The 23,991-nt window shown below is 51.5% G+C and carries 21 protein-coding genes and 1 pseudogene; 12 read left to right on the top strand and 10 right to left on the bottom strand.

Going from position 1 to position 23,991, the window contains the following annotated elements; all coding sequences use genetic code 11:
• The first annotated feature begins 373 nt into the window (after positions 1-373).
• On the top strand, positions 374-1,162 hold the full coding sequence (gene phoH / locus ACMV8I_RS05855) for a phosphate starvation-inducible protein PhoH (protein WP_498864234.1): 789 nt from the start codon (positions 374-376) through the stop codon (positions 1,160-1,162).
• Positions 1,163-1,250: 88 nt separating this feature from the next.
• Here phoH and chaA read toward each other — a convergent pair whose 3' ends face one another.
• Positions 1,251-2,351, bottom strand: a complete 1,101-nt coding sequence (chaA, locus tag ACMV8I_RS05850; protein ID WP_498864233.1) for a sodium-potassium/proton antiporter ChaA — start codon at positions 2,349-2,351, stop codon at positions 1,251-1,253.
• Positions 2,352-3,156: 805 nt separating this feature from the next.
• Here chaA and ACMV8I_RS05845 point away from each other — a divergent pair.
• The 9 genes and pseudogenes from ACMV8I_RS05845 to ACMV8I_RS05805 all read left to right on the top strand — a co-directional run bounded on the left by ACMV8I_RS05845 (position 3,157) and on the right by ACMV8I_RS05805 (position 11,086).
• A complete protein-coding gene (locus tag ACMV8I_RS05845) occupies positions 3,157-3,846 on the top strand; it encodes a gamma-glutamylcyclotransferase (protein ID WP_498864737.1) in 690 nt (229 codons plus the stop codon).
• A 238-nt stretch (positions 3,847-4,084) separates the two neighbouring features.
• A complete protein-coding gene (locus ACMV8I_RS05840) occupies positions 4,085-5,653 on the top strand; it encodes an ABC transporter substrate-binding protein (RefSeq protein WP_498864232.1) in 1,569 nt (522 codons plus the stop codon).
• Positions 5,653-6,705, top strand: coding sequence for an ABC transporter permease (locus ACMV8I_RS05835; RefSeq protein WP_498864231.1), 1,053 nt, complete (start codon positions 5,653-5,655; stop codon positions 6,703-6,705). Before ACMV8I_RS05840 ends, ACMV8I_RS05835 begins: the two co-directional genes overlap by 1 nt.
• Before the next feature lie 13 nt (positions 6,706-6,718).
• The gene (locus ACMV8I_RS05830) at positions 6,719-7,588 is read left to right on the top strand and encodes an ABC transporter permease (protein ID WP_498864230.1); all 870 of its coding nucleotides are present in this window, start codon (positions 6,719-6,721) and stop codon (positions 7,586-7,588) included.
• Entirely contained in the window at positions 7,578-8,507 is a 930-nt protein-coding gene (locus ACMV8I_RS05825; RefSeq protein ID WP_498864229.1) for an ABC transporter ATP-binding protein, read from the top strand. The genes ACMV8I_RS05830 and ACMV8I_RS05825 overlap by 11 nt, the downstream gene beginning before the upstream one ends.
• Positions 8,504-9,181 (top strand): ABC transporter ATP-binding protein, encoded by a 678-nt coding sequence (locus ACMV8I_RS05820; protein ID WP_498864228.1) that lies wholly within the window; start codon positions 8,504-8,506, stop codon positions 9,179-9,181. Before ACMV8I_RS05825 ends, ACMV8I_RS05820 begins: the two co-directional genes overlap by 4 nt.
• A gap of 511 nt (positions 9,182-9,692) precedes the next feature.
• Positions 9,693-10,172: pseudogene (locus tag ACMV8I_RS05815) on the top strand (Hcp family type VI secretion system effector).
• Between the two features lie 45 nt (positions 10,173-10,217).
• Positions 10,218-10,580 carry a tlde1 domain-containing protein gene (locus ACMV8I_RS05810; RefSeq protein ID WP_498864227.1) on the top strand — a complete coding sequence of 121 codons (363 nt, stop codon included), beginning with the start codon at positions 10,218-10,220 and terminating at the stop codon, positions 10,578-10,580.
• Positions 10,577-11,086, top strand: coding sequence for a hypothetical protein (locus ACMV8I_RS05805; protein WP_498864226.1), 510 nt, complete (start codon positions 10,577-10,579; stop codon positions 11,084-11,086). Before ACMV8I_RS05810 ends, ACMV8I_RS05805 begins: the two co-directional genes overlap by 4 nt.
• 160 nt (positions 11,087-11,246) lie before the next feature.
• Here ACMV8I_RS05805 and ACMV8I_RS05800 read toward each other — a convergent pair whose 3' ends face one another.
• Entirely contained in the window at positions 11,247-11,795 is a 549-nt protein-coding gene (locus tag ACMV8I_RS05800; protein WP_498864736.1) for a YbhB/YbcL family Raf kinase inhibitor-like protein, read from the bottom strand.
• 179 nt (positions 11,796-11,974) lie between these two features.
• Between ACMV8I_RS05800 and ACMV8I_RS05795 the strand changes: the two genes are divergently transcribed.
• Complete coding sequence (locus tag ACMV8I_RS05795) at positions 11,975-12,613, top strand: DUF998 domain-containing protein (RefSeq protein ID WP_498864225.1); 639 nt, start codon at positions 11,975-11,977, stop codon at positions 12,611-12,613.
• 52 nt (positions 12,614-12,665) lie between these two features.
• Here ACMV8I_RS05795 and ACMV8I_RS05790 read toward each other — a convergent pair whose 3' ends face one another.
• The 5 genes from ACMV8I_RS05790 to ACMV8I_RS05770 form a co-directional block, all read right to left on the bottom strand.
• Positions 12,666-13,508 (bottom strand): glycerophosphodiester phosphodiesterase family protein, encoded by an 843-nt coding sequence (locus tag ACMV8I_RS05790; protein WP_498864224.1) that lies wholly within the window; start codon positions 13,506-13,508, stop codon positions 12,666-12,668.
• A gap of 52 nt (positions 13,509-13,560) precedes the next feature.
• Positions 13,561-14,871, bottom strand: coding sequence for a sn-glycerol-3-phosphate ABC transporter substrate-binding protein UgpB (gene ugpB / locus ACMV8I_RS05785; protein WP_498864223.1), 1,311 nt, complete (start codon positions 14,869-14,871; stop codon positions 13,561-13,563).
• A gap of 223 nt (positions 14,872-15,094) precedes the next feature.
• A complete protein-coding gene (locus tag ACMV8I_RS05780; protein ID WP_498864222.1) occupies positions 15,095-16,330 on the bottom strand; it encodes a c-type cytochrome in 1,236 nt (411 codons plus the stop codon).
• Positions 16,327-18,090: a GMC family oxidoreductase gene (locus tag ACMV8I_RS05775; protein WP_498864221.1), complete on the bottom strand. Its 1,764-nt coding sequence runs from the start codon at positions 18,088-18,090 to the stop codon at positions 16,327-16,329. Before ACMV8I_RS05775 ends, ACMV8I_RS05780 begins: the two co-directional genes overlap by 4 nt.
• Before the next feature lie 17 nt (positions 18,091-18,107).
• Positions 18,108-18,857 carry a gluconate 2-dehydrogenase subunit 3 family protein gene (locus ACMV8I_RS05770; protein WP_498864220.1) on the bottom strand — a complete coding sequence of 250 codons (750 nt, stop codon included), beginning with the start codon at positions 18,855-18,857 and terminating at the stop codon, positions 18,108-18,110.
• 474 nt (positions 18,858-19,331) lie between these two features.
• On the opposite strand from ACMV8I_RS05770, the gene ACMV8I_RS05765 reads away from it, so the two are divergent.
• Positions 19,332-20,756, top strand: coding sequence for a YchO/YchP family invasin (locus ACMV8I_RS05765; RefSeq protein WP_498864219.1), 1,425 nt, complete (start codon positions 19,332-19,334; stop codon positions 20,754-20,756).
• Here ACMV8I_RS05765 and ACMV8I_RS05760 read toward each other — a convergent pair.
• The 3 genes from ACMV8I_RS05760 to narX form a co-directional block, all read right to left on the bottom strand.
• Complete coding sequence (locus ACMV8I_RS05760; protein WP_498864218.1) at positions 20,746-20,931, bottom strand: hypothetical protein; 186 nt, start codon at positions 20,929-20,931, stop codon at positions 20,746-20,748. The two genes, ACMV8I_RS05765 and ACMV8I_RS05760, sit on opposite strands and share 11 nt — an antisense overlap.
• Positions 20,932-21,504: 573 nt before the next feature.
• On the bottom strand, positions 21,505-22,155 hold the full coding sequence (gene narL, locus ACMV8I_RS05755; RefSeq protein ID WP_498864217.1) for a two-component system response regulator NarL: 651 nt from the start codon (positions 22,153-22,155) through the stop codon (positions 21,505-21,507).
• On the bottom strand, positions 22,152-23,990 hold the full coding sequence (narX, locus tag ACMV8I_RS05750) for a nitrate/nitrite two-component system sensor histidine kinase NarX (RefSeq protein WP_498864216.1): 1,839 nt from the start codon (positions 23,988-23,990) through the stop codon (positions 22,152-22,154). The genes narL and narX overlap by 4 nt, the downstream gene beginning before the upstream one ends.
• Position 23,991 lies beyond the last annotated feature (1 nt).

Raw genomic sequence — 23,991 nt, 5'->3', positions numbered from 1 at the left:
TATTTACCCGTACGTTTTCTTCTACTTCACGACTATTCCGAATTTTTCCACTCACACACCAGCACCTACGTTGTTTAACTGAACCCACCCTGATATTGAAACTGACTGATTATTTTTCTGGTATGCACACTGGATTGAATGCTGCGTGGGTCAACGGTTGGTCGTTAATGGCAATGCCTCTTCGTGAACAGAAAATAGATCTAAAGAGAATAAGCAACAGATCGTTTATTAATCGATTACGTTTATTTTCCTCTTCACGTTATTCATTGGCTTTACTTGGTCTAAAAGGAGACCAAAACCTCATTTGTTAGTGAAACATAACCGAGCGGGCAACTGCCTTAGCGTTAAGTGAATCAAACTGTAAGGTGCCACTATGGGAAGACAGAAAGAAGTGATCAAAGCTCGTCGTGAAGCGAAACGTGTTATTCGTCGCGATTCACGCAGTCACCGCCAACGTGAGGAAGAAACAGTGACCTCTTTAATACAAATGGGCGGTGTGGAATCGATTGGTATGGCGCGCGATACTCGCGACTCGTCAACAATCCAGGCGCGAAATGAAGCTCAGGGTCATTACTTATCAGCCATAGAGAATAAGCAGTTAATTTTTGCTACCGGCGAAGCAGGCTGCGGCAAAACATTTATCAGCGCAGCGAAAGCTGCTGAGGCATTAATCCACAAAGAGATAGACAGAATCATTGTCACCCGTCCTGTATTGCAGGCAGATGAAGATCTCGGTTTCTTACCTGGTGATATATCCGAGAAATTCGCTCCTTATTTCCGTCCGGTATACGACATTTTAGTCCGTCGTCTGGGGTCGTCATTTATGCAATATTGTTTGCGACCGGAAATAGGCAAAGTCGAAATTGCTCCTTTCGCGTATATGCGTGGGCGTACTTTTGAAAATGCGGTGGTTATTCTGGATGAAGCCCAGAATGTCACGGCCAGCCAAATGAAAATGTTCCTGACCCGTCTGGGTGAGAACGTGACGGTTATAGTTAATGGTGATATTACCCAATGCGATTTACCGCGAGGGGTTATATCGGGTCTCAGCGATGCAATGTCCCGCTTTGAAGAAGACGAGATGGTTGGCATCATAGAATTTGGTAAAGAGGACTGTGTGCGCTCGGAGCTGTGTAGACGCGCTCTGGACGCCTATTCTTAATTCTTATCAATATCAATAATAGAAAGGCCGCCTGGAATAAGGCGGCCTTTTATTTACTTAAAATGCACTTTACTCGAAGGATGAAGAGTTAAAGCATAATGATCATCATATAGGCACAGAACAGCGCCAAATGCGCAGTGCCGTTTAATACATTGGTACGACCGGTCGAGAACGAAATCTGACACAGAATCAGCACCGCCAGCATCACGACGATATTCGCCGGAGCCAGACCGAAAATCAGCTGCTGGCCAGTGAGGGTAGCAATCAGTGTTACCGCAGGTACGGTCAGGGAAATGGTGGCCAGCACTGAACCGAAAAACAGATTCATCGCGCGCTGTACCTGATTTTGCATAACGGCCCTCAACGCACCCAAGCCTTCAGGGGATAGGATCAGCAATGCAACCAGGAAACCAGTGAACTGTGCCGGAGCGTTCAATTCCGTCAGCAATGTTTCCAGCGGATTCGCATTAAACTTGGTCACGGCGATAACCAAGACCAGATGCACAATCAACCACAGAGTATGTGTGAGATTGCTTTTCGAGGAAGGCTTTCCATGACCCTCTTCTTCGCCATCATCTTCATGCTCGTAAATAAACAGGCTCTGGTGGGTCTTCGTTTGAATTAGCAAAAATACGCCGTACATCGCTGCAGAAATCACCGCCACGAACAGGGCTTGTCCGGTGGTGAAATTGCCATCCGGCAGCGCCGCCGGTAACACCAATACGATGATAGCCAGCGGAAAAATCGCCATCAGATACTGTTTGATACCGCCAAGATTCACATACTGCGTAGCAAATTTACGCCCGCCCAGCAGCAGGGAGAAGCCCACCAGACCGGCCATTACGATCATAATTATCGAGAACAGTGTATCGCGCATCAGCGCTGGAGCGGCATCGCCGGTGGCCATTAGGGCGGATATCAGACTGACTTCGAGAATAACCACTGACAGGCTGAGGATCAGGGAACCATAAGGCTCGCCCAGCCGATGGGCTAATACGTCGGCATGGCGCACGACGCTGAATGCGCTGGCGAGAATACCCACCAACGCAATTAAATTGATGCCGACAACGGTGAGAAAGTCGCTGCTATTACTAAAAAATACCAACCCCAATAATGCGACGATGGGAAAAACCAGTGAATATTCCTGATGACGAGATTTATGTTTTGGGGACTCCTGAGATGACACCATGATGATTTTCCTCCTTATAAACACACGCGGCCCCGGATAAACCGGATTCACGAAGCGGCAGTCTTAACCTTGTCAGTCGAGCACAACTGCCAGTACAAAAACACGCTAATATCTAACGATTTAACCCGCTTACTATAGTGGAAAAAGCACTCAATTAACAGAAAAAATGGACTTTGATGAGATAAAATAATCAACAACCGATTTTGTGCAGTACAATCTGATTAATAATGCCAATTAAGCATCTTTTGGTGATTTTATTTTTTTTATAAGGTTATTAAAAACAATGCAATAACAACATAATCATGATTTATAGTGGTTTTGCTTACTTTATTATTTAGTGGTGGTGTATTTACATTAATTTATAGGGGGCTGTAAGTTGTTCCAGCTTAAATAAACTTTGTTTTTTCAATATTTTGTTCGAGTAATCAGTCTGATAACATGTATGGGCGTTAACTTATTTAGCGTAGCAGCCAAACTTCATTATGTGCCAGTTGGCGGTAAGGTGAATTTGACAAATTCAACGACCAGCAGGGTGCGACTACCGGGGAGGAACGGCGCACTGAGTGCACTTCAGGGGCGGGCTTTATTTTGCCATTCGGGTCAACACTTTCTCAATGTTCATAAAAAAGTCACTTAATTTACGTTTTGTGATCACCATCAATCTTGATTGATGGTGCAGAAACGCATAAGGTTTGAACTATTAATAGGATAAAGAAATTCTGCAGCGTAGGCATTTTAACGGAGATGACAGCGTCAACAGCATGGTAAGTACTTTAAGCAGTGGCTTCGATGGAGGGTGTTAATGATGTTAACCCGTGATTTTCTGCGCAATGCAGATTGCAAAACAGCATTCGGCAGCATCGATGAATCGATGTTATTGACCATGGAACAACGCACTGCTTCACTGGACAGCACCCTTGCACGACGTCCGGGCAACAGCCCGGTGTGGATATTTGGCTACGGCTCTTTGATGTGGAATCCGGTGTTCGACTCAGAAGAGGCGCGTCCGGCAATGCTCAACGGTTTTCACCGTGCATTTTGTTTACGTCTGACTGCCGGGCGTGGCACCCACGCGCAGCCTGGACGTATGCTGGCGCTTAAAGACGGCGGACGTACCACCGGCCTGGCGTTCCGCCTGCCCGAAGAGAAGCTGCGCGATGAGCTGGAACTCCTGTGGAAGCGTGAAATGCTGACTGGCTGCTACCGCCCGACCTGGTGCGAGCTGCAACTCGACGATGGGCGTACCGTCACCGCGCTGGTATTTATTATGGATCCCGCGCATCCGCTGTTTGAAGCCGATACCTCCTATCAGGTCATTGCACCGCTTATCGCCAAAGCCAGTGGGCCGCTTGGCACCAACGCCCAATATCTGTTCGCACTGGAAAAAGAACTGGCCAATTATGGTATGCGTGATGACTGCATGAGTGAACTGGTTAATCAGGTGCGTATGCTGCTGTCCGTCTCATCGGGCGAGGGTATTCCGGGCCTCGGTTAAGATTCTGTTTAATGTATCGAATGCCCATGACGCCGCCGAATGATACTGCTCCTTCGGCGGCGTTTTTATTGGTTAACTTGATACTGAATATTTGCCTAAATGCAGTTTTTATAACTATACGACTACTCTTATACAGAATTTGCATAAGGTTAGTCATTAAACGACTTTCTTGTGGGTTAAAGACTCACATACAATTAATAAATTATTAGCAATTTCGCTATGTTGGAGAGTCATCATTATGAGAGCCTTTATCCCTTCCGTTCTGTTTGTTGCTATCGCAGCCAGCTTTACCGTTCAGGCTGCGACACCTGCAAATACCTTGGTTATTGCGCAATCTATCGATGACACATCAAGCTTCGACCCCGCGCAGGGTTTTGAACTGACTACGGTACAAGCATTTAACAATATTTATCAGCGTCTGGTGCAATCTGATCCACACAACCCAATTGATCTGAAGCCGACGCTGGCTAAATCCTGGGAAGCGGGTGCCGACAACCGTAGTCTGACCTTTACTCTGGATCCGAAAGCCACCTTTGCCAGCGGTAATCCGCTGACCGCAGATGACGTTATTTTCTCATTGTCCCGCGTGGTGAAACTTAACCTTGAGCCATCATTCGTCCTGACGCAGTTAGGCTGGGATAACAAAAACGTCGACGGCCTTTTGACGAAAGTCGATGACCATCACGTAAAAATCAGCTGGACTGCTAACGTCAGTCCGTCCTTCGTGCTAAGCCTGCTCTCTGCGCCAGTCTCATCCATCGTCGACAGCAAACAGGTGAAAGAGAATGCCAAAGGTGATGACCTGGGTCACGGCTGGCTGAGCAATCACTCGGCGGGCAGTGGTCCGTATAAAATCCGCACCTATGTGCCGCATGAAGTGTTGGTACTTGACGCCAACCCGACATCGCCTGAAGGCGCGCCGAAGCTGAAAACCATTCTGATCAAAAACGTGCCGGATCCGGCTGCCCGCCGCTTGTTGATTGAGCAGGGCGACGCCGATATAGCGCGCAATCTGGGTGCAGACCAGATGGCCGCACTGGCCAAGACGAAAAACGTTAAACCGCTGGCGATCCCTTATGCCTCATTGTACTTCCTGCAATTCAACGCCAAAGCCTCTCCTGCGCTGGGTAATCCTGCCTTCTGGGAAGCGGCCCGTTATCTGTTTGACTATCAGCGCATCGCCCATGATCTGATGAAAGACAACTTCCAGATCCATCAGGCTTTCCTGCCGGAAGGTTACCTTGGCGCGTTGAATGACAATCCGTACACCTATGACCCGGCCAAAGCGAAAGCCATTCTGGAAAAAGCCGGGTTGAAAGACGTCACGTTCACGATTTCAACCTCTAACCAACCGCCGTACCTGGACATTGCTCAAGCCTTGCAGGCCAGCTTCGCGCGGGGCGGTGTGACGGTGAAACTGGATCCGGGCCTGAGCCAGCAAATTTCCACCAAGGTGAAAGCGCATGACTATGACGCGTATATGTCTTCGTGGGGACCGGATTACTTTGACCCGAACACCAACGCATCGGCCTTTGCATTCAATCCGGAAGATGGCAGCAAAACTCTGGCGTGGCGCGCCAACTGGTCAATTCCTGCACTGAACAAACTGACGCTGGCTGCCATTGCGGAACCGGATCAGGCCAAACGCGTGGCTGATTACCGTCAGTTGCAACTGGAAGTGCAGAAAAACTCGCCGTTCGTCATTGGCCTACAGGCGAAAAGCCTCATCGCCGTACGCGACAATATTCAAGGTTACGTGCAGGGCATCAACCCTGACATGGTCTTCTACAGCAAGGTCACCAAGTAATGACCGACAGTTCAACACCCGCCGGATTCGTCCGGCAGGGTTGGCGTTGGTCAGGCCGTTTATTGACCAGCGTGATATCGCTGGTGCTCACGCTGCTGGGCTTACTGGCCTTTACTTTTACGCTTTCCCATCTCGCCCCCATTGACCCAACGTTGCAAATCGCCGGGGACCATGCCAGCGAAGCAACTTACGCTCAGGTGCGTCACGACCTGGGTCTCGACGAGTCGGTGCCGGTGCAGTTCGGCCGCTATATTCAACATCTGGCGCACGGTGACATGGGCATGTCGCGGACGACCGCGCAGCCGGTGGCCAGTGATTTAGCCCGCACTTTCCCGGCAACGGTTGAACTGGCGACTTGTGCGATCATCCTCGGCGCTTTCTTTGGCATTTCGCTGGCGCTGCTGGCGGTGTGGAAGCCGGGAAGCTGGCTGGATAACGCCGCGCGACTGATCTCACTGCTCGGCTATTCTGTGCCGATTTTCTGGCTGAGCCTGCTCGGCTTACTGCTTTTCTATGCGGTATTGCATTGGGCTGGTGGGCCGGGACGGCTCGATGATGTGTATCTCTACAGCATGGAGCCGAAAACCGGCTTTGTGTTGATTGATACCTGGCTGTCAGGCGACCGCGAGATGTTCTTTAACGCTATTAGCCATATGTGGCTACCGGTCACGGTGCTGGCGATGCTGTCGATGGCGGGGATCACCCGTCTGCTGCGTGCCTCGATGCTGGGTGAAATGAACAAGGAGTACGTGATCCTGGCCCGTTCGAAAGGTGCCGGACGCGGCCGTGTGCTGTTACGTCATGTCTTTCCGAATGTGCTCGGCACGCTGATCACCGTACTGACGCTCTCTTACGCCAGCCTGCTTGAAGGTGCGGTATTGACCGAAACGGTCTTTGCATGGCCGGGCGTTGGGCGTTACCTGACTACCGCGCTGTTTGCGGCTGACACACCGGCTATCCTAGGCGCGACGTTGCTTATCGGCACCTGTTTTGTGCTGCTGAACGCACTGGCTGATGCCCTGACGTATCTGCTCGATCCGCGAACCCGATAACTGGCTGAATACTATGACTCAACGCATTCCCGAACCGTTAACGCAGTCCGATGTCACCCGCACATGGCGACCCGCTTGGCGTATTACCGCACTGTCGATCGGCACTACGCTGGTGATTATCCTGATTGCCTGCGCGCTGCTGGCCCCGTGGCTGGCCCCTTTTGCACCCAACATTCAGCATATCGAGTTGCGTCTGTTACCCCCGTCCTCTGAGCATTGGCTGGGCACCGACGGTTTTGGCCGTGACCTGCTGTCGCGCGTGATTTACGGTGCGCGGCCAACGCTGTTGCTGGTGTCGCTCATTTTAGTGCTGACCATCCCGGTCGGGCTGCTGGTGGGCATCAGCGCCGGATATATTGGCGGTTGGTATGAGCGGATTATCATGCGTATGACCGACATTGTCCTGTCGTTGCCAAGTTTGGTTATCGCACTGGCGCTGGTGGCGATCCTCGGTCCCGGTTTGATGAATGGCGCACTGGCTTTAGCTTTTACCAGTTGGCCGCCTTTTGCCCGTCAGGCGAGGGCGGAAACATTGGCATTACGTCGCAGTGATTATCTGGCGGCAGCGCGTATGCAGGGCATTGGCGGACTGCGTCTGATGTTTGGCCATATTCTGCCGCTGTGCCTGCCAAGCGCTGTGGTGCGCGCAGCACTCAGCCTGGGCGGTATTATTTTGGCGTCGGCCGGCCTTGGCTTCCTCGGTATGGGCATTCAACCGCCGACCGCCGAATGGGGTTCGATGGTGGCAGAAGGCAGTAAGGTGATTTTTGACCAGTGGTGGGTGGCCGCCGCACCGGGTGGCGCCATACTGTTCGCCAGCCTGGCTTTCAACCTGCTGGGCGATGGCCTGCGTGACAAAATGGATCCACGACATGGCAAATGATTTCGAACTAAATCAACAGAAAATCCTGCACAACGACATACTGATCGCCAAAGATCTGACCGTCTATCTGCCAGGCCCGCAACCGGTGGAGCTGGTCAAATCTCTCTCCTTCAGCGTAGGTAAAGAGCGGGTGGCGATGGTGGGGGAATCTGGCTCGGGGAAATCCCTCACGGCGCGTGCGCTGATGGGCCTGTTACCTTATCCGTGCGCGATGCGCGCCAGACAGTTGACGCTGGGCGAACAAGATCTCCTGACCCTGAGCGAGCGCCAGTGGAATCAGTTGCGAGGCAACCGCGTAGCCATGGTGATGCAGGATCCTAAACACGCACTCAACCCGGCCCGTCCGATTGGCTGGCAGGTCGAAGAACCGCTGCGGCTACATACCCATCTGGGGCGTAAAGAGCGGCAAGAGAAAGTGCTGGATATGCTCAATGCCGTGGGGTTGCCGGATCCAAAAAGATTATGCAAACAGTATCCGCACCAGCTTTCTGGTGGCATGGGCCAACGCGCCATGCTGGCGATTGCGCTGATTAACGATCCGCAATGGTTGATTGCTGATGAACCCACTTCGGCACTGGATTTCGATATGCGTGAGCAAGTATTGGATCTTATCGAACGTCTGGTCGAGCAACGTAATATGGGGCTGATTTTGATCAGCCACGACCTGCAACAGGTATCGCAATTCTGTGAGCGGGTACTGGTGATGTACAAAGGCGATCTGCTGGATGAGCTTCCCGCCGACCAACTGGCGCACGCCACGCATCCGTATACACAAACGCTCTGGTCATGCCGTCCGAGTAAATTAACCCATGGCGAACGCCTGCCTGTGCTGGATCGCGCATTGCTTGAATCTTTGAAACAGAAGTCTTCTCAGTACGTTTCATCGCCCGAAGCCTCATTACAGGAGCCACATTCATGAATCAGGTCGTCGCCGAATTTGCCGGTCTCAGCGTCTCGCACCGTCATGGCTATGAGCTACGCACTGTCGTGCATGACGTAGACCTCACCATTAATCAAGGTGAATGTTTCGGCTTAGTCGGGCCTTCCGGTTGCGGTAAATCATCGCTGCTTTGGGTGCTGGCCGGTTTGAATGGGCAGTGGAGCGGTAACCTGACGATGCTTACGCAGAAACTCACGCCAGGTAAACCTTTCACCGGCAGCCTGCGCCGCGACGTGCAGATGGTGTTTCAGGATCCGTACGCCTCGCTGCATCCTAAGCACCGGCTGCGACGTACGTTGGCTGAGCCGCTGAAAATTCTCAAAGAGCAGGGTATTGAGCAGAAAATTGCCGAAGGCTTCCGTCAGGTTGGGCTCGACCCGGACATGATGAACCGTTATCCGCATCAGCTTTCCGGCGGTCAACGCCAACGCGTGGCCATCGTAAGGGCATTGTTGCTCAAACCCAAATTGCTGCTGCTCGATGAACCGACCTCCGCTCTGGATATGTCTGTGCAGGCCGAGATCCTCAATCTGTTAAATGATTTGAAAGCCTCAAGTGATCTGACGATGTTGCTGGTAAGCCATGATGCCGATGTGATTGATCACATGTGTGATAGGGCGGTTCATATGGATAAGGGGCACATCATCGGGTGATGTTGGGCGGCTGCCCAACCTGCTTTATTTTTTAAATTCAAATTCAAATTCAAATTCAAATTCAACTTTAAGGTCGTGGGCTCGCCGCCCACACTGGCCCAAAGGAGGCATAAACGTGCCTCCTTTGGAATCCTGCGTTTTTTAACTGCGCGCTATCGCTGAATCGGAATGGCCGTGTTTCAGTTACCACGGCTATAGCCGCAAAATGCCGCCGCTTAGGCGGTTCCTTCGCTGCGGGTTACAACCCGCGCAAGAGACGCGCGGTTTTCCACCTCTGGCTTAGCGCCATTTTGAATGCGGCCTGAACTTTTAAAACAGAACTCGGCTCGGACATCGGCTAAGCCGGGTGTAGGGAAGGGGATTAATGCCTTTCATTGTCTTAATCTATTTAACTAAAATACGAAGCGTTATTTGTTTTTTCTGTCCTTATTTTTTTACCCCTGTTTACATCACTTAATAATCGCGTATTATGCCGAGAGTAAAAACCACATATTATATAAGGATGTTATATATGGCAATTCCAGCATATTTATGGCTAAAAGATGATGGTGGCGCGGATATCAAGGGGTCAGTTGACGTAAAGGATAGAGAAGGGAGTATTGAGGTACTCAGCTTTATGCACGGTCTGAGTATCCCTACAGATAGTCATACGGGGAAACTGACCGGAACGCGAGTCCACAGTGCGCTTGAATTCGAAAAAGAATTTGATTCTTCCAGCCCCTATCTCTACAAGGCTGTCTCTTCTGGGCAAACTCTAAAAAGTGCATAGATAAAGTGGTATCGTATTAACCACGCCGGACAGGAAGAGGAGTATTTTAATATGTTCCTTGAAAGCGTTAAGGTTGTTTCAGTCAATCCACTCATGCATAACATAAAATCCATTCAGAATATGAACTACCTCGAGTCGGTAACACTTCGTTATGAAAAAATAACATGGAAGTATTGCGATGGAAATATTGTTCACTCTGATTCATGGAAAGAACGAACGTAGTTAATTAATGGCACTTAATGTGCCATTTTAAAATGAGGGATCACAATGAGTTGGGTTTATGATGTCAGAAAAAAATCATTCACACTGGATGGTAAATATCAGTTTAGTGCAATGTATGCAGGTGCGGAAGGGTATAAAAATGATCCAGCACTTGAGTGTGAGATTAATAAGGGCCCATTGCCACACGGTAAATATCATATCGGCCACCCGATAGCAAAACATCCTACTGCCGGGAATTTTGTTATACGTCTCAATCCCTACTCAGAAAATAACATGTGTGGACGTGCTGGATTTCTTATCCATGGTGATAATGGGCGAGGAACAGCATCTAATGGCTGTATGGTTTTAGCTCCAAATTTTAGGAAATTAATTGCAGATAGTGGAGATAAGGAGTTAATTATTAAATGAAAATCATGGCAGCTATTCCTTTTTTTTGGGTTTTGGTATTGTCTGGTTGCCATGTCGCTAATGATGAAATATCTAATCCAGAAGATTTACTTTACAATAAAGTCCTGCATGCAATAAGAATCCAAAATCAGAATATTATAACTGACTCAGAATACGACCAGGTTGTGGGGTATATTTCTAAGGGCGGAAGTAAATGGGTGGCCCTATATCCAAAATTGAAAAGTACCCCTTTCTATGGTGAAACCTCATTTCAAGAGGGATTAAATATTTCAATGGCCTATTCCCTATCTCATAATCCTTCTGAAACTCTTCAGTTTGTCGATAAAGATAATATAGGCAGCATATGCGGTATTCCTTTCATAGAACCAACTAATAACGAAATATATACATACTATCTAAAAACCCGAACAGCAATAGCTTCCAAAGCTGCGGAAAGTCCATGGGCAGAAAAATGCCTATTGCAGCTTGAGAAATCAATGGAATCTATGAATTCACTGTCTGAATAGTAATGTATTGATCGCGTTAGGTGACAACGTCACTGACGCTAGATCGCTGTTAATCCGCTTTATCTGCATAATGCAACGAGCAAATTTTTTATTGATATTTTTTTACCGATGCCGGTAATGCACTGTGGTGGACGGTATTACCGGCCACCACGCTTGTGGCCTACTTGTTGCCAAAGCGGCCGATAATACCTGCTGCTCCCTTGCTGTGACCCTCCAGTTTTTCGAACAATTGGTCTCGGGTTAGACCAGCGGGCAAAGCGTCGGGCGCTAAGTCGGTGGCGATCAGCGTGAAGACGTAATGATGGACACCTGCGTTAACCGGTGGACAAGGGCCGTTATAGTGGCCATTGCCCTGAGTGCTTTTCCCGCCATTAAACCCTTTTGCGGCAGACAAGTCGTTTTGCGCAAAACCTTTCACGTCAGCAGCGATGCCATAAGCAACCAGATGATTCACACCCAGGCCGCCACGGCCCTCGGGATCCACCATCGTCAGAGCCAGACTTTTGGTACCCGCCGGAACATTCTCCCAATTCAGGGCGGGGGATATGTTATCCCCGGTACAGAAGGCGTTACCTTTCATGTTTCCGGCGAATTTCTGCGCCAGTAGCGCGTTGTCCTGAAAATCTGGCGATGAAAGGATAAATATTCCAGCTGCATTTGCCAGCGGTAACCAGACTGCCACCGTGGCGGCAGTGGCTGTTTTTAACATTATTTTAGATGAAAACATTGTTTTTCCTTAAAGGGGATCCGCTTGAAAAGCATAGCAGATGAGAAAAACGCTGTGGGGTAGGAAAAGTATTCACCGGTTTATCTAAGGCATGGGTATTCTTAGTCACACTTCACTATTCGATTCACACTCTTATGCAGATTAGAAACTACGGATATACATTGGGCGCACTGTGCTTCGCCTTGGGTGGCTTGCAATATCTTCTGGCCGAAAAAATTACCGCCCTGAGTTGGGAGGATCCTTTCTACAGCTACGCGGCTAACTACATCAGCGATTTAGGTGTGGCACAGTGCGGGACGATGCCAGATGGCAGAAATTTATGCTCTCCTTTTCATTCCGTCATGAACAGTGGGTTTGTTATCGAAGGCATACTGTTCTTTATTGCCTGCTGGTTGTTAAGGCCCATTTTTAATGGACGGGCGGGGAAACTGTTTCTGGTGTTTGGACTTTTTCATGGATTGGGTGGCGTGATCATCGCTATTTTTCACAGCGAACCGCAAGGCGCGATGCTGGGAAGTGTCTCAGCGCATCAGCTTGGTGCAGTGTTGGCCATTATCGGCGGGAATCTCACCGTGCTGGCGGCGGGATCCAGTCAGTGGCAGAAGCCTGGATGGCGTGGTTTTAGCCAACTAAGCATCGTGTTGGGATGCGCCGGGCTACTCAGCGTGGCGATATTGACCCAGGGAGTTTTGCCGGTGGGCTTGATTGAACGCTGTTCAGTTTACGCCATTACTTTCTGGCAAATTTTTACCGGTATCTATTTGCTGACGCGGGGTAACGTGCTTGGCAGCCAAAGATAACTCAGAATACGAGGTCTTGTGCCGCCCAAACGAAAAACTTCACCAGGAATAGTTATCTTTTATCGCCGCGCTCTTTTAACCAGCGAACCAGTTGACCGACATTATCAGTCTGGAACGCCCGTACGCCCGCTTCTATCAATACGCCCCAAACGCCTTCGGGATCCTGTGCCGCACGGCTATCGCAGAAATCGAGCGAATGAGAGACATCCAGCGTGTTGACCCACACTCTTACGCCAAGGCGTTTCAGCTCGTCTCGGGCGGCAGTTACGTCGGCGAGATCGGTAAAATTAAGCTCAATCATCTGCGCGCCGAACTGCTCTATGTTACGTAAGTCCTGTGCAAACAGGCCCGGACGAGCGTGCAGGATCGGCATAAAGGGGATCCGCTGAGACGCATTACTCAGCACCAGAGGGAAACGCTGCGTTGCCATATCCATTTTGCTTTTTAACAGCACGCCATCGGCCATATTCATGCTGAGAATAAGCGACGCGACGCGGTCTGCATCACGCGGGTACTTAATGTCCACGTTTACCACGATCCGTCCGCGGGCTTCCTCGAGTAACTCTTCCAGTAACGGAATGCGTTCGCCGGTGAGCACCATGCCTTCTCGTCCGTCACTGGCTTTTAATCTGGCGCGGCGCACCGCTTCCAGTGACATGGTCGCCACTTCGCCCTGATAATTACAGGTACGGTCGAGGTGCGCGTCGTGGATCACCACCAGTTGCGAATCGGCGGTGGTTTGCGCATCAATCTCGATAATATCTGCGCCCTGATGAATAGCCTCATGCAGCGCAGCCAGAGAGTTTTCGGCGGTGGTTTGCCACACACCTCGGTGGGCAATGACCAGAACATTCGGGTTTTCGGGACCAATCAACGTGTGAGTAAAGGCTTTCATCATAACTCCTGATATCGGGGGAATTTACCCCGTTACTGTTTGCAGCGTTCGATTACTTTCCTGCGATCGACTGTTCAAAACGGCGTAACAGCACGTTTCCGCGCGTGACCATGTTATCGAGCGATTGTTTCGGTGTTTCCTGCCCGTTCCAGACTTTTTCAAGCTCTTCATCCATGATGGTACGAATTTGCGGCATATTGCCCAACCGCAGACCTTTGGTAAAAGGCAGCGGCGGCTTGTTGAGCATCTGTTTCATGGCGATATCTGCTCCCGGATGGCTTTTATAAAAACCTTGCTCCTGAGTCAGTGCATACGCCGCGTTAGTGATCGGTAAATAGCCGGTGTTCTGGTGCCACTGGGCGGCATTTTTCGGTTCCGTCAGGAAATGCAGAAATTCCGCCACACCTTTGTAGGTTTCAGCCGTTTTGCCTTTAAACACCCATAAGCTTCCACCGCCAATAAAGGCATTTTGAGGTGCGCCTGGCACGCCGTCCTGATAGGGCATCATGCCTACGCCAACATCAAATTTGGCGTAGTGGCGGATGGTGTTTAATGCGGCCGAGGAGGTGGTCAGCATGCCGCAGTCACCGGCGTAAAAATTGTTGGTTGCGTCATTTTGACGGCCATAATAAGAGAAGTCGCCTTTCTTATGCATGGCGTTGAGTTGTTCGATGTGGGCGACCTGCAGGGGGCCGTTGAAATTGAGTTCAGCGTCGGTTCCGTCAAACCCGTTGTTACGGGTCGCTACCGGTAAACCATTCCAGGCACTAAAACCTTCAATCTGGATCCAGCCCTGTTGACCGGCATTGGTGTAGCCACATTTCATTCCAGCCGCGCGTAGTTTCGCGGCATCTTCCGCCAGCTCATTCCAGGTTTTTGGCGGTTGTTCCGGGTTCAACCCGGCTTTCCTGAACGCTTCTTTGTTGTAATAGAGAACGGGCGTCGAGCTGTTAAACGGCTGTGAGATCAGATGTCCAGTCTTGCTGTCGCTGTAATACGCCGCCACTGAAGGCACAAAGTTGCTTTCATCGTTAGGGATCCCCGCGTCTTTAAAAACCTGCGACACCGGCACTACGGCGTTACTGGCCATCATGTTTGGCGTACCGACTTCATACACCTGCAATATATCCGGCGCATTGCCGTTGCGGTAGGCTGAAACACCAGCCGACAGGCCGAGTTCATAGTTGCCTTTATAAATGGGGACTACGTGGTAATCGGGGTGAGTTTGGTTAAAACGGTCCGTCAGTGCGTTGACCTCTTTACCTAAATCACCGTCCATGGAATGCCAGAAAGTCAGCGTGGTTTGTGCCTGTGCGCCAAAGGCCATCATCAACAGTAAGCTAATGCATGTGAGCTTTTTCATCGACTATCCGGTTGGAATGTTTATGGGTATCAAGTGGTTACCTTGGCATGTGTTTGTGACAAACCGGAGGGAAAATAATGAATAAAAAATGACAAAGTGCTCACCGATTTGCCGGTGACATTTTGCACGCGGCCGCATTCAAAACTGAATGTCTCCTGCTGACAAGCGAAAAAAAGGCGCTTTTCAGCGCCCAACACTTGCGATTATGAAGACAAAACCTTAATTACTTTTTCAGCTCTGTTCGCAAATCCTTAACATCAGAGGCCGCCACCGCGGTGGCAGAATTCCCCCAACTGTTGCGAATGTACGTCAGCACGTTGGCGATATCTTCATCGCTCATGTTGGCGTCAAACGACGGCATTGCTGGCGCGGTAGGCAAGGCATTGGTGGCGACCGGGCGGCTGCCGGCTAACACGACGCGGATAAGCGAGGTGGCGTGATCCTGGTTAATCAGTGCAGAGTCAGCCAGACGTGGGAACATGCCTTCTTGTCCTTTGCCGTCCGGCGTGTGGCAGGCTGAACAACGGTCTGCGTAAATATGCCTGCCGGCAACCATTGCTTTATTATCGGCACTCAGAGGTTCCTCTGCTTTGGTGCCACTGTCGTGGCCGCTGTCTTTAAGGTAAACCGCCACGGCTTTAAGGTCTGCATCGGTCCAGTGCTGCGATGAATGCTCAACTTCATCAGCCATCGGCCCGGAGGCAATATCAAAACGGTTAGCTCCGGTCTTCAGATATTGCGTAAGATCCTGTTCGCTCCAGTTGCCAATCCCGGTGCGCTTATTGGTCGTGATGTCCGGTGCGACCCAGTTTTCTATCACTGCGCCTTGCAGGAATTCACTCTCTTTATCACCGCCAATCATGTTTTTTGGTGTATGGCAGGTGCCGCAGTGGCCCAGACCTTCAACAATATAAGCGCCACGGTTCCACTCCGCTGACTTGTCCATCTTCGGCTTATATTCACCTTTGCTGAAGTTAAGCCAGTTCCAGCCCATCAGGCTGGTACGGATATTAAACGGGAAGGGTAACTGGTTAGATTCCACTTCGCTGTGCACCGGCTGCAAGGTTTGCAGGTAGGCCCAGATAGCGGCGTTATCTTCGCGGGTCACTTTGGTGTAAGCAGTGAATGGCATCGCGCCGTACAGGCGTTTGCCACCGTGGCCGATGCCTTCAGACATAGCACGCTGGAAGTCGTCAAAGGTCCATTTGCCGATACCCGTTTCAGCATCCGGCGTGATATTGGCACCCACTAAACGACCAAAAGGTGTCTCGATAGGGACACCACCGGCAAAAGGTTTGGCATCCGGCGTAGAGGCCGTGTGGCAGGCCGCGCAGTCGCCTACGGTGGCCAGATAGCGCCCGCGCTCGACCTGTTCGAATGCGCCATCACCGGCAGCATGTACCATCCCGGATACAGTCAACGCCACCAGTCCGAGTGAGAATGAGGTTAAGGTTTTCATACGATCATCTCTCCCGGTTTTTTCAGGTAACTCTTGCGAATGGCTTCGGCGGCTTTAAATGCCAGCGCACCGACGGTGCCGGTTGGGTTATAGCCTGGGTTTTGTGGGAAGGCCGAAGCGCCGACCACAAACAAGTTGGGCACATCCCAGACTTGCAGATGCTTGTTAACGGAGCTGGTGGTCGGATCGGCGCCCATCACGAAGCCGCCGACAATGTGTGAGGACTGATACGGCGAGCCGTTCCAGTGGCCTTTCATCGGTTTTTCCACATATTGCCGTGGGTTCATGGCTTTAGCGATCTCGCCAACTTTACCGGTGCAATACGCGGCCATTTTTAGATCGTTCTGCGCGAAGTCGAAGGTGACGCGCAGCAGCGGGCGGCCCAGACGGTCTTGATAGTTTGGATCCAGCGACAGGTAGTTCGTTCGCGTGGTGTAGCTGCTGGCCTCACAACCGATCGACATGCTGCTGAGGTAGTTGCTGACCGTGGCTTGCTTCCATTCTTTACCCCATTTCGGCGTTCCCGGCGGAACAGGGCGGTAACCGATGGGCGCGCCACCGATTGGCGTCACGCGGATACTCCCACCGCCAAAGAAACCGAGGCCGGAGTGGTCGAAGTTATCGTTGTTGAAATCATCAATACCCATGCCGACCGCACCTGCGCCAATAAACGGGTTGAAGTTCTTGTCATCGAAGAATAACTGTACGCTGTTGGCGGTCTGATAAGCATAGTTACGGCCGGTGGTGCCGGTGCCGCTGATCGGGTCGTAAGGTTTACCAATGCCAGAAAGCAACATCAGGCGGACGTTTTCGAAGGTGAACGCCGTGACCACGATCAGATCTGCGGGTTGTTCCCACTCGTCGCCGGAGGAGTCGATGTAAATGACGCCGGTGACCTGTTTTCCATCAGGGGAGGTGACGATTTTCATCACTTCGCAGTTGGTGCGCGCTTCGAAATTGTCCTTTCGCATCAGCGAAGGCAAAACGGTGGTGATGGCGCTGGCTTTAGAGTAGTTGGCACAGCCGTAGTTGGTACAGAAACCACAATAAGTACAAGGCCCCATTTTGACGCCAAGTGGGTTGGTGTAGGCTTCAGAAACCAGCGAGGAGGGGACCGGGAAAGCGTTGTAACCCATGTTACGTGCCGCTTCGGCAAACAGCGTCGGGCCGTAGGGCATATCCATTGGTTTGGTTGGATACTCAATCGAGCGCATGCCCTCGTAAGGATTGCCGCCTTCATGGTGCCCGCCGTTGACATTGCTGGCTTTACCGGAAACACCGGCCAGTCGCTCAAAGGAGGTGTAATGCGGTTCCATCTCTTCCCAGTCGGTGCCCCAATCCTGCAATACCAACTCTTCAGGAATGGCATTGGCACCGTACTTTTCGGTCAGGTGGCTTTTGAGACGAAACTCATCAGGCTGGAAGCGGAAGGTGATGCCCGCCCAGTGGTTGCCTGCGCCGCCAGTGCCATTACCCGGGTGGAACGAACCCCATTCGCGCATGGGCAGCGCGGTTTGTGAAGGCGTGTTACGAATGGTGACCGTGTTTTGTGCAGTCTGCACCATCAATTCCTGGCGGCTGCTGTAACGCAGTTCATCGGTGACAGTCGCCACGTTGAAGTCACGGGCAGTATCTCGCCACGGGCCACGCTCGATGGCGACCACATTCAGTCCTTCATCAGCCAGTTCATTAGCAATGATTGAACCGGCCCAGCCGAGCCCAATCACGACCACATCAGTTTTGGGTAATTTCTTTGCCATAATATTTATCTTCGCCCCTAGCTTTTAATCTTCCATGCATCTCCACCGGAGATACTCAGCGGTTCCAGATCTAATTTCTGGTTATGCTTGCTGACGTATTCACGGTAGTCATAGCGTGCGCCCGGAAAACCGAGCATTTTCCACGACACCATGTTGCGGTTTCCGCCATAAATTGGGTCGGCGAAGAAACCTTCCATGGTGTTCTTCAGCGTGATATCAAAGAAAAGTTTGGAATCGATCCCACTCAGGACAATTTTTCCGGCCTCTAAACCACGGAGGATTTCATCTTGCTGATCGCCGGTCAGTTCCTGGAAGGGTTTTTTATGTTGGGCCTGAGTATATTGCTCAAGCGCTGCCAGCCCGAGACGGTAACGCTGTTGCGGCACCAGCGGAGACTGGTCGCCTTGCTCAGGCGTACCTGGCCGGAAAGGGCCTTGCATATAGAGGCGCGAATAGTTGCCGTAAAAGCCGGCCAACTGACGATCGATAAACACCGCACAACCGGCATCTTTGCCGCCTACGCTCAGTTCGTCGGCGGGGATTAGGCGGTCAACAATGGCTTCCAGGGCAGCCGCTTCGGCGTCAGTAAAGAACACCCAACCTTCAGTTTCAATCTGCGGTGGCGGGCTGGCATCAAAGGGGCTCCATATTGGCGTACCTTTGAGCGTAACGGCATTGGCGATTTTAGCTGCCCCAAGCATGGCAGAGGCTGCGGTGAACGTCAGGATTTGCCGACGCGTAACGCCGGGCAAGGTTTTTTTGCTCATCTATGTTCCCTTGTTTTTATAGAGTGCGCACTTCTCACTAACCCGCCGAAGTGGGTTGGTGAGTGGGAGACGTCGTGCTGATAACGTCATTGAACCGTGATGATAGTCACGCACTGCAAATAAAAATTTGCATTCGGGTGGCGTAGCCACATCAAACGTACGTCTTTAGGATAGATGAAAAACACTTGTAAAGAGAATGCGAAAAGATGTTAAAAATGTTATGAAATGTGTGTATTTTGGTTGAGATTCTAGTAGAAACGCGGTTGATTTACATCATCGTGCAAACCTTCGCCGATCGACTAAAAACAGCACCCTAGGGGAGATAAAACGGCATTGAGGGTTGAAATATGCCTACCGTCGGGTAAGATCGAAACTCATTCTTAATTTGTGCAAAATATGACTGAAGTCACGGTTTTTTCTCCCTATTTATTCAAACGAATTGTGCCTGTACTGCGTAGTCCCTTGTTGTTTCTAATGAGTTCAGTTTTTTATACTGCATGCGCCAACGCGCTGACGGTAGACGTCTATCAGCCATTGTCTCATGATGTTGACCTTTCTGCCCCGGCGGGTGATGTGGATTCCCAGTTCAACGTGGGGACTCCGGCCACGGATCCTAACGACTTGCCGAGCCTTGGCAGCGCCTATTACAGACCCTCATCGGGTGCCAGCGCCACTGCAACCAAAATTGCCAACGCCCTCAAGCAGTTCGGTGAACAGAGCACGTCCAGTGATAGCCAGGATCCTTTGCGTGAGCAGGCTGAAACACTGGCACTCACCCAGGCCGCTAAATTGGTGCAGAAAGAGACCAGCAGTCTGCTTTCTCCGCTCGGGACTGCCAGCATGTCACTTGACGTCAGTGGGCGTAATCTTGACGGCAGTTCAGGGCAACTTTTCAGCCCGTTGCATAATAGTAAAAACCTGCTGACCTATAGCCAGGTTGGCGTCAGCAGCTCAACCGATGCAACGGTGGGGAATTTCGGCCTGGGCCAGCGCTGGAGCGAAGGGGCGTGGATGCTCGGGTATAATGCTTTTGTCGATAACGATTTTGACCATCAGCTGACGCGCGGCAGTCTTGGCGCAGAAGCCTGGACCGATTACCTGTATTTTTCCACTAACTATTACCATCCATTCTCCTCCTTCCAGCCCGACAACAGTACCTCGACCCAGCTAAGGCGACAGGCGCGGGGTTACGACATCACTACCAAAGGTTATTTACCGTTCTATCGCCAGATTGGTGCTTCACTGAGCTATGAACAGTATTACGGCGATCGGGTGGATTTGTTCGGCAATGGTACACGGCAGACCAATCCGTCAGCCATGACGTTTGGCGTTAATTACACACCGGTCCCGCTGGTGACGGTGAAGGCAGCCCATCAGGCGGGGCAGGATGGCGATAATCAGGATACCGTACAGTTGTCGCTTAATTATCGTCTGGGCGTGCCGCTGGCTCAGCAACTCTCAGCCAATTATGTGGATGATGCTCACTCGTTACGCGGTAGTCGTATGGACACTGTCGAGCGCAACAATGTGCCGGTGATGGATTTCAAACAGCGCAAAACGCTCTCGCTGTTCCTTGCTACGCCGCCGTGGACGTTACAGCCGGGCGAAACATTAACGCTTAAACTCCAGGTCAGAGCGCTCAATAGATTGACCGCATTGAGCTGGCAGGGTGATACCCAGGCGCTTAGCCTGACGCCGCCGCAGGATAACCGCGATACCGAGGGTTGGAGTGTGATCATTCCGCCGTGGGACAGTTCGCCGGGGGCCAGCAACAGTTACCATCTGTCAGTCACCGCCGTTGACAGCAAGCAGCAGCATGTCACCTCAAATTGGATCACTCTCAACGTATCGCCGCCACCGCTCAGTGTCGGAATGCAAGATCAGGGGCTTAATTTTTAAGCTGTGGGCATGCTGCCCACGGCTGCTTTAAATCTTCAATTTCAATTTCAATTTCAATTTCAACTTCAACTTCAACTTCAACTTCAACTTCAACTTCAAATTCAAGGTCGTGGGCGCCGGCCCACCGCGGGTTAAGGGTGGGAAACGCCACCCTTAACAATCCTGCGTTTTTCATGAGACACCGACAGCTTCGCCGCTGGCAGGGCACGTGTTTCAGCCACTTCCGTTCACGGCGCAAAATGTCACGGCTGCGCCGTCCCCGTATTTCGGGATTCGAGCCTTGGGTCTCGAACCTCTCATCCGGTGCCATTTTTGACTGCGCCTTAGTGGCTATGTAAGTCAAGAGAGAAAATATAAGAAAGGATTGGATTGGGTTGGTTTTGACTTTAGAAAAGCCTCGGCCGCGTTCAAAACGACGTCGAACGAGGGGTGGAAAACCGCACGTTTATTTGTGCGGGTTGTAACCCGAAGAGAGAGCACCGCGCAGCGGCGGAGTTTGCGGCTATAACAAAAGTGCCTGAAACACGGCCATTGTGACCTGCGCAGCTGCTGTTTTTAAAAGAGCCGGAGATTTTTAAGAGGCGCGGCGATAGGCGCCTCTTAAAGCCAGTTTGGGTGGCAACCCAAGGTCTTGACGTTGAATTTAAAAAACGGATTCGGCGCGTTTACGCCTACCCTGGTCGGTGTGGGTCGGCACCCACGACCTTGACCTTAAAGCCCGTTTGGGTGGCAACCCAAGGTGTTGATCCTAAATCACGTTGCTTTGTAACACCCACACCGCCGCTTCGACGCGAGATTTCAGCTTCATTTTTTTCAGCAGATGTTTCACATGGACTTTGACGGTACTTTCCGTAATGTTCAGACGGCGGGCGATGACTTTATTGGGTAATCCTTCGGCGATAAGTTTGATGATATCGCGCTCGCGCGGCGTCAGGGACTGAATGTCCCGGTCACCGCTGGGGCGGCTTTCGCGCAGGCTGGCAGCCAGCACCGGCGTAAGTGCTTCACTCAACACCATCTTACCGGCAGCGGCGTTGTGCAGGGCTGCGAGAAGATCCTCCGGCTCCATATCTTTCAGCAGATAGCCATCAGCCCCGCGTTTGAGCGCTGTAACCACATCATCTTCATGATTCGATACGCTAAACACCACGATACGGCCTGACAGTGAGGTCTGGCGCATTTTGTCCAATGTATCTAGACCGTTCATGCCGGGCATGTTGAGATCCAAAAGGGTCAGGTCTGGATCCAGTTCTTTTGCCAGCTCCACGCCTTGTTCGCCATTACTCGCTTCGCCAATCACCAGCAGCATGGGGTCCAGCGCGATGAGTTGCTTAACGCCATTGCGCAGCATCGGGTGGTCGTCGATCAGCAGGATCGTGGAAGGGGTCATGTCGGTCATACTTGCTCCTGGGGATTAATGGGCAATGCGTCGGGGTGAAAGCGAACGGTAACGTTAGTGCCACCGCTGGCCCTGTGGGCAATGCTGCATTCGCCGTGCAAACTTTTGGCGCGATCCTGCATGATGATCAAGCCATAGTGACTTTGTCGTTCAATATTCTCGGGCAGTCCGCGGCCGTCATCGTCCACCTGCATAAGAATCTGGCCCTTTTCGCAGGTCAGCCTCAGAGAAACTTCGGTGGCATTGGCATGTTTAAACGCATTATTGAGTGCTTCGCGGGCGATGTGCAGCAGATGAATTGCCTGATTCGCCGGTACAGAACGCGGAGGCAGCTGGTAATCAAAGGCAATGTTGACGCCCATTCGACCGGAGAATTCATCCACCGCATGTTGCAGCGCCGCCCGTAAACCCGGCGCATGCATCTTCAGGCGGAAGGTGGTCAGCAATTCCCGCAGCTGTCGGTAAGCCGTATTCAGCTCATCGCGGATTTGCTGAATTAGCAGGCTGTTTTCTTCGCTCAGATTGCCGCCCTGCATCTGCAGACAGGCAATCTGAATCTTCATGCACGAAAGCGACTGGGCCAGCGAGTCGTGCAGTTCCCGGGCGATGGCCGAACGTTCATCCATGAGCATCAATTGCTGCTGATGCTCAGCCTGCCGTGCCAGCATAAGCGAGCTGGTCAACTGCTCCAGCAAGGTGGTGATCAACTGCTGTTGATCGTCGTTAAGCTGGCAGCCCTGAGGCAGTTGAGCCAGTAATACGCCGTAATTTTCCCGTTCGTCGCGCAGGCTCCAGCTCAGTGGCTGGCGCGGATGGCCTGCATTCGGTTCAATATTATCACTCAGCAGATGATGTTGGGCCTGCGTCTGAGTGAGACTTTGGTCTTTATCCGCGGGTTGCGGACTACCAATGTCATTAAACAGCTCGGCGCTGTTGTTCTCGTATAAACGTAGCTGTACGGATTGCAGTGGCGTCAGGGTTTGTAACTCTTCCAGCACGGGGACCAGACGCTGTTCGATCGGTGCGCTGGTGTGCAACTGGCGACTCACGCGGTAGAGAAAATCCAGCACCTGATTCTTCTGTTGCAGATCGGCCGTTTTGTCGGCAACCATTTGCGCCAGACTGTCTACCAGCCGCTCCATTGCCAGCGACATGCTGTTGAGCGACTGGCCGAGAATATCCATCTCATTATGCGGGCGTCGTGCGTCGGCCGCAGAAGAGTGCATGGGCTGATAGCGTTGGCTGAATTCCCCGGCGCTGACCGCATTGGCTTGCGCCAGCAGGCGCCGCCACGGTTCGAGTAACCGGCGGCGTAAAAACCAGATGGTCAGCGCCAGCAGTATCAGGGTTAATGCCAGCAGACCGCGCTGCACCATAGAGATCAGCGCCAAATGGTATTCGGTTTTATGCTCCAGTGCGGCGACCATTTTATCGAGCTGGCTGACGTACACTGCTACATTGGACTTCACCTGATCGGGGTGCTGCGCCCGTTGAATCTGGCCTTTCAGCGTGGTCATCCAGTAACTGCGCAGAGCGTCGAACTCTGGTTGCAGGTTCTCGCTTTGTACGGCATGGCGTAAATCCGAGCTGTCCTGATCCCGCTCCATCTGACGTAAATATACGTCACTCTCTTTTGTCAGGGGGATGGAAGCCAGTAAGCGATAACTTTGCATGCGCAGCGAGCCTGCTTTATTGATGGCATGGGCATTCCCCTGAATACTTTGTGCCATCCAGGCTGCTACGCTCATGCTGCCAATACCCAGCAGGCCGAGCAGCAGCATCAATAATGCAATCTGGCTGACCAGAGAAAGCGGGGTGAGGGCGCGTTTAATCATT

Source organism: Ewingella sp. S1.OA.A_B6 (assembly GCF_049889095.1).
Taxonomy (GTDB): domain Bacteria; phylum Pseudomonadota; class Gammaproteobacteria; order Enterobacterales; family Enterobacteriaceae; genus Ewingella.
Note: the sequence above shows the minus strand (reverse complement) of the source record. Positions and strands in the feature narration are given on the sequence as shown.